Source organism: Microbacterium sp. K35 (assembly GCF_004794375.1).
In the GTDB taxonomy this organism is placed as follows: Bacteria; Actinomycetota; Actinomycetes; order Actinomycetales; family Microbacteriaceae; genus Microbacterium; species Microbacterium sufflavum.
This window is the reverse complement of sequence record NZ_SSDM01000324.1, coordinates 1-4,609: the sequence shown is the minus strand read 5'-3', so window position 1 is coordinate 4,609 and position 4,609 is coordinate 1. Positions and strand designations below refer to the sequence as shown.

Annotated in this window: 3 protein-coding genes; 1 reads left to right on the top strand and 2 read right to left on the bottom strand. The window is 72.3% G+C overall.

Annotated elements, in window-relative coordinates:
- Positions 1-182: 182 nt before the first annotated feature.
- Positions 183-1,631 carry a glyceraldehyde-3-phosphate dehydrogenase gene (locus DW299_RS12775; protein ID WP_136036810.1) on the bottom strand — a complete coding sequence of 483 codons (1,449 nt, stop codon included), beginning with the start codon at positions 1,629-1,631 and terminating at the stop codon, positions 183-185.
- A gap of 163 nt (positions 1,632-1,794) precedes the next feature.
- Here DW299_RS12775 and DW299_RS12770 point away from each other — a divergent pair, with 163 nt between their 5' ends.
- Entirely contained in the window at positions 1,795-3,138 is a 1,344-nt protein-coding gene (locus DW299_RS12770) for an amidohydrolase (protein ID WP_136036809.1), read from the top strand.
- 271 nt (positions 3,139-3,409) lie between these two features.
- Here DW299_RS12770 and DW299_RS12765 read toward each other — a convergent pair whose 3' ends face one another.
- The gene (locus DW299_RS12765; protein WP_136036808.1) at positions 3,410-4,399 is read right to left on the bottom strand and encodes a methyltransferase family protein; all 990 of its coding nucleotides are present in this window, start codon (positions 4,397-4,399) and stop codon (positions 3,410-3,412) included.
- Positions 4,400-4,609 lie beyond the last annotated feature (210 nt).

The following is a 4,609-nucleotide window of genomic DNA, read 5'->3' as shown; positions in this document are numbered from 1 at the left end:
TCACGGCAGGCCAGTGCCCACCGGCCGGCCGTGAGGTCTTGGCTCTGCACGGCCAGCAGGTGGCGCGCGGCGTCGGCGACCGTCGGCGCCGGCGCGGTCAGACGGTGGGAGCGGAGGCGCTCGGACAGCAGGGCCGCGGGAGTCATGCCCCCATCATGGCCGGTGCCTCCCCCATTCGCGGGTCAGGCCTGCAGCGTGACCTCGCGGCGCTCCGGAAGCACGATCGGGTGCGACCCGGCCATGACCTCCAGCACCCGGATGACCTGGCACGAGTAGCCGAACTCGTTGTCGTACCAGACGTAGAGGATGAGCGTGTTGCCGTGGGCGACGGTCGCGAGCCCGTCGACGATGCCCGCCCTGTGCGATCCCACGAAGTCGGTGGAGACGACGTCGGGGCTCTCGACGTAGTCGATCTGCTGGCGCAGCTTCGAGTGCAGCGAGATGCGCCGCAGGTAGTCGTTGACCTGCTCCTTCTCCACGGGGCGCTCGCAGGTCAGGTGCAGCACCGCGAGCGACACGTCGGGCGTGGGCACGCGGATGGAGCTGCCGGTGAGCTTGCCCTCCAGCTGCGGCAGCGCCTTGGCGACCGCCTTCGCGGCACCGGTCTCGGTGATGACCATGTTGAGCACGGCCGAGCGGCCGCGGCGATCGCCCTTGTGGAAGTTGTCGATGAGGTTCTGGTCGTTCGTGAACGAGTGCACGGTCTCCACGTGCCCGGCAACCACGCCGTAGGCCTCGTCGATCGCGGCGAGCACCGGGGTGATCGCATTGGTGGTGCAGGACGCCGCCGAGACGATGCGGTCCTCCGGCGTGACGTCGGCGTCGTTGATGCCGTGCACGATGTTCTTCAGCGCGCCCTTGCCCGGCGCGGTCAGCAGCACGCGCGCGACCCCGGCGGACCGCAGGTGCTGCGAGAGCCCGGCCTCGTCGCGCCAGCGGCCGGTGTTGTCGACGACGATCGCGTCGTGGATGCCGTAGGCGGTGTAGTCGATCGTGGCGGGGTCGTCGGAGTAGATCACCTGGATGCGGGTGCCGTTGGCGATGATCTGCTCGGCCTCCTCGTCGACCGTGACCGAGCCGGCGAAGCGGCCGTGCACCGAGTCGCGCAGCAGCAGCGAGGCGCGCTTGACGAGGTCGTTGTCGGAGCCCCGGCGCACGACGATGGCACGCAGGCGCAGTCCGCTGCCGCCGCCGGTGTGGGCGATGAGGATGCGCGCGAGCAGACGCCCGATGCGACCGAAGCCGTACAGCACCACGTCGGTCGGGTCGGCGGGCACGGCACCGATCGCGGGGGCCAGCGCCTCTGCCAGGTACTCGTCGAGCGGGCGGCCGCTCGACGCGTGGCCCTCCGCGAGCCGGGCCACGTCGAGCGAGGAGGCTCCTGGTCCGAGTGCGTGGATGGCCTCGAGCACGGCGAGGGTGTCGTCGATCGAGAGTCGTTCGTGGCCGAGCTGCGCGACGCGGTCGTGCACCTCGACGAGACCGGTCGCCGACAGGCCCAGCAGCCGGTGCCCGTGCAACGACGTGACCACGTCGTGCTCCCGCTTGAGCGCTCCGACGAGCGGGATCATCCGCTCCGCCAGCTCTTCGCTCGCCGTCCATTCGTCGCGGGGTGCCGCGGAATCGTTCATCTGCGTCCTTGCATGTGTGAGCGCGCGCCGAGGTCGCCGGCTCGCGCGAGGTTGCCGGTGGATTCGGGGGATGCCCCCAGCGTACAAGCCGGGCGAGGGCAGCGCCGAATCGGGTGTCCGGGGTCCCCGCCCGTCCGTTCTTTTCGTCTACACTGGTGGAATAATGAGCACTGCACTCTCCGGCGACGGCGCCGACCTGATCATCCGCGGCGGCCGCATCCACACCCTCGACCCGCGCGACACCACCACGTCGGCCCTCGCCGTGCGCGACGGGGTGATCGTCGCCACCGGTGCGGATGCCGAGGCGCTCCCCGCCCGGAGCACGCTCGAGCTCGACGGCCGCACGGTCGTGCCCGGCCTCAACGACGCCCACCTGCACGCCGCCTGGCTCGGCGCCCGCTGGCCCCACCTCTTCTTCTCCGACACCCCGCCGGAGCAGCAGCCGTCCGGCCGCCTGGTCTCCACGGCCGGGGAGCGACGCGCCACCCTGCGACGGGCATGGCGGCTGCTCGCCGAGCTCGGGATCACCAGCTACACCGAACCCGGCATCGGCCCCGGCGAGGACGACGGCGAGACGGGGTGCTTCGGCAGCGACATGCTCGACGCCTACGTGGAGCTGCACCGCGAGGGCGCGCAGACCTCCCGCGTCACGCTGCTGCGCCTGTTCGGCACGATCGACGGCGAGAGCACGCTCGACGACTTCGAGCGCGGGCTCCAGACCCCGCCGCCCTCGACCGACGCGCGCTGGCTCGCGATCCCCGGGGTCAAGATCTTCGCCGACGGCATCCCGCCGATGGCCACCGCCTGGACGGACGAGCCCTACGCCGACGGCACGACCGGACACCTGCTCACGCGCGGCGGCGGCGATCCGCTGTCGGCGTTCCAGCGCATGATCGAGCTTGCCGCTGCGCGCGGCCTGCAGATCGCGGTGCACGCCACGGGCGACCGCTCGATCGCCGAGTTCCTCGCGGTGCTGGAACGGCTCGACCCGGCACCCGCCGCGCCGGGACCGCACTACGTCGTGCACGGCGACCTCGCGACGCCCGCGCAGATCGCCCGCATGCGCGACATCGGCGCCGGGTTCGCGATCCAGCCGCTGATCGCCGCGCACACCCACTCGTGGGCCGCCGTCCAGCTCGGCGAGGCACGGGTCGCCGCGGCCTGGCCGCTCGCCGAGATGTTCGGCTCGGGCGCCCTCACCACGTTGACGAGCGACGCCCCGATCGCGACCCCGGACTGGCGCCCGAGCCTCGACGCCTCACTGCGGCTCGTGACCGCGGCGAGCGGGGTGGACGACGCCGAGCTGCGGCGACGGCTCCTGCGCGCGATGACCGTGGAGGCCGCGCGGCAGGACGGCGCCGCCGACTGGAAGGGCACGCTCGAGCCGGGTCGCGTCGCCGACCTCACGGTGCTCGACGAGGATCCGCTCGAACCAGGGCGGGCGTTCACCTCCGTCACGGTGGAGCGCACGGTCGTCGACGGCCGGACGGTCTTCGCGCGCGACTGAGGCGGCAGCGGCCCCGCCCGGCCCCCGGTAGCGGGATCGAAAACGTGCCGGAAACCCGCCAGGAAGGCGCGGTTTCGCGCCCGCATCCCTGCGCCACCGCCCGGGGCCCCGGTGCGGGATCGAACACGTGCCGGAAACCCGCCGGGAAGGCGTGGTTTCGCGCCCGCATCCCCGCACGACACGCGACCGGGACACACGAAAACGGCGGGCGGCATGTTCACGCATGCCGCCCGCCTCTGATCCCCCTCGGACCAGTCTCAGACCACGGTTCTCACACCGCGGTGGCCACCAGCACCCGCGGGCTCCCCGGCAGGGCGATCGTGTCGCGCACCGACCAGCCGGCGTCGCTCAGCCAGCCGCGCACCTCGGACTCCGGGTACACCACGGTGCCGTCGATCACCAGGTACTCCCCCGCGTGGAGGGCGTCGAGCGCGCGCTGCTCGGCGTCGTCGTCGAGGAAGAAGTCGAGCACGGTCAGGGTCGCACCATCGGCCGCGGCCGCCCGCAGGTTGCGGAAGATCTGCGCGTTCTCCTCCGCCGAGAAGCGGTGGATCACATGGTTGGCGAACACGGCGTCGTACGAGCCCTCGGGCGTCGCGGTCGCGGTCTCCCCCACCTCCACGGTCGTGCGGTCGGCCACGCCCGCGGACTGCACGGCCTCGGCCAGGCCGTCCTCGAACCCTGGCGCGTACACGAAGGTCGTGTGCAGCTGCGGGTTGCGCGCCATGACCGACAGCGCGAACTCGGCCGAGAGCCCGCCGAAGTCGAGGGCGTTCGTGGCACCGGAGAGGTCGACGAGGCGTCCGAACTCCTGCGCGTGCAGGCGGTTGTACGTCATGACGCCCGCCATGAACGTGCCCCAGCGGGCGTCGTCCATCTGCAGGTCACCCGGCTGGGTGGTGTCGACGGTGTGCGCGAACTGCAGCCAGTGCGGGTAGCTGATCTCGTCGAGGAAGGTGAGGAACGGCGCGAGGTCGATCGCGGCGGCGTCGCCCGTGAGGTAGGCCGCGGCGTCGTCGGCGAGGGCGTAGCGTCCGTCGGTGCGCACGAGCAGCCCCTTGGCCGCCATCGCGTCGGCGAGCAGGCGCGCGATGCGCTCGCTCACCCCGCAGCGCTCGGCGATCGCGTTGACCGTGTCTGCGCCGTCGGCGACGGCGGCGAACAGGCCGATCCGGCTGGCCTGGAACAGCTGCTTGGCGGCCATGTAGCCGGTGGCGATGTCGAGGATCCGCGCGGCGTCCGGCGTGGAGGTGTCGGTCATGGGGTGCCTTTCGATTGTCTACGAACGTGGGAAATAAAGGTCAGGGTGCGGGCCGTCCGACGGGCCCCGGCTCAGTCCGCGAGGAAGTCGCGGACCGCCGCGCGGAACTCCGGCGTGTGCGGCGCCATGAGGTGGTCCCCCGGCACCCGCTGCACGCGGGCGTCGGGCAGCAGTGCGGCGAGGCCGTCGATGCCCGCCGCACTGCTGCCC

Coding starts and splice junctions, on each gene's coding strand:
- DW299_RS12775 (WP_136036810.1), bottom strand. CDS start 1,631: ATGAACGATTCCGCGGCACCCCGCGACGAATGGACGGCGAGCGAAGAG.
- DW299_RS12770 (WP_136036809.1), top strand. CDS start 1,795: ATGAGCACTGCACTCTCCGGCGACGGCGCCGACCTGATCATCCGCGGC.
- DW299_RS12765 (WP_136036808.1), bottom strand. CDS start 4,399: ATGACCGACACCTCCACGCCGGACGCCGCGCGGATCCTCGACATCGCC.